At 72.7% G+C, this 1,773-nt stretch carries 1 protein-coding gene; it reads right to left on the reverse strand.

Features of this window, described 5'->3' with window-relative positions:
* Nucleotides 1-53: 53 nt before the first annotated feature.
* A complete protein-coding gene (locus tag ACFU6K_RS38335; protein ID WP_380671190.1) occupies nucleotides 54-1,724 on the reverse strand; it encodes a trypsin-like serine protease in 1,671 nt (556 codons plus the stop codon).
* Nucleotides 1,725-1,773: the final 49 nt, after the last annotated feature.

The following is a 1,773-nucleotide window of genomic DNA, read 5'->3' on the forward strand; positions in this document are numbered from 1 at the left end:
GTGCGGGACGGTGGTCCGTTCCCGCACCAGGGCGCCCGCCGGCGGGCCGTGGATCAGATGGAGCTGGTGATCACGGTGCCGGTGTGGTTGCCGGGGATCGCGGCGAGGTCGAGGTACTCGGGGTCGGCCCAGGTGCCGTCGAGGTGACGGGCGGTCAGGATCACCTTGTTGTCACTGGTGGTGACGGCGAACTGGGCGTCGGTGTCGACGGTGGCGGCGCTGATGCCGGTGCCGGTGACCTTCCCGATGATGTCGACGAGGGAGTTCATCCGCGACCAGTCGCCGGAGGCGTAGCGCAGGGTGTGGTACTGGCCGTCGCTCGCGACGGTGGCGAGGTCGAGGTCGTTGTTCTGGCGGGTGACGGCCACGGAGGTCACCGGCCCGGTGGCGCCGGCGACGTCGGAGACCGATCCCCAGAGGGACCAGGAGCCGCTGACGTTGCGCCGGGTGTGGTAGACCTTCCCGCCCGACACGGCGGCGATGTGCAGGTCCCCGGAGGCGGTTCCGCCGGCGGAGATCGAGGTGATGCCGCTGAGCGGCCCGGTGTTGTCGGTGACCACCTTGAACCCGCTCCACTGGCCGTTGCCGTAGCGGACGGTGTGGAAGAGGATCCCGTTCGCGACGACCACGATGTGCAGATCGGCTCCGGTGGAGGTGACGGCGACCTGGGTGATGTTGCCGAGGTCGGCGACGTTGGCGTTGACGTCGATGAACTTCTGGCCCCAGCTGCCGTCGAGGCCGCGGATGGCGTGGTGCAGGTGTCCGTCGCCGCCGAGGGCCACGACGTGCGTGTTGGTGTCGATACCGGCCGAGGCGACGGCGCGGACACCGCCGATGTTCCCGGCCGCGGCCTGGACGTCCTGGTACGGGGTCCACGAACCGTCGTACAGGCGGGTCGCGGCGTAGAGGTTGGCGTCACTGCGCACCAGGGCCTGGGTCTTCCAGCCGATGGCCTTGGCGCGGGTCTGCTGCACCCAGCCGGCGAGGTCGTCGACGCGGGAGTTGAAGGCGCCGGTGCGGGTCTCGGTGGCGGGCACGCCCAGGCAGCCGCCCTGCCAGGAGCGGGAGGCGACCGCGAGCAGCTCGGCCTTGCCGTTGGTCGTACGGACCACGGGGGCGCCGGTGTCGCCCTTGCAGATCGCCGCGCCGGCCGTACCGGTGGTGCCGATGCCGGTCGCGCTCACCGTGTCCAGCGAGAACGCGCCGGAGTGGAGCTTCAGCGGCGCCCACTCGTCCTTGGTGCGTCCGTACGCGGGCACCCGCAGCGTCTGCCCGGCGGCGGGCGCGGCGGTGGCGACCCGCAGCGGGGCTATGCCGTCCACGGGCGTGGCCAGACGGGCCATGACGAGGTCGCGGTCGGCGCGCGGCACCAGCTCGGCGATCTCGGCGGTCTTGCCGGCGCCGGTGGTCAGGTCGGTGCGGCCGATGGTCGCGGTGGTCTTCCACTTCGGCGCACCGGCCGCCAGCGCCTGCGGCTGCGCCGGGTCGTCGGCGAAGCAGGAGGCCGCGGTGAGCACCCAGCTGCGGTCGACCAGCGTGCCGGTGCAGGCCCGCAGGTTGTCGCCGATCGCCAGGCGGGCCGTGTAGGCGTACGTGTCGTCGGCGGCCGCGTCGCCGACCACGGCGCCGGCCGGGGGCGTGGCGAGGGTGGTCAGGGCGCCGGCGGCGAGGACGGTGGCCAGGGCGCCCGCCCGCAGGTTGCGGGTCGAGGAGTTGCGAGGCATGGGGAATCCCGGATGTGAGAGTGAGAGAGGTGGATGCGCAGGCAGCCCA

Origin of the sequence: Kitasatospora sp. NPDC057512 (genome assembly GCF_042802135.1) — a bacterium.
Taxonomy (GTDB): domain Bacteria; phylum Actinomycetota; class Actinomycetes; order Streptomycetales; family Streptomycetaceae; genus Kitasatospora.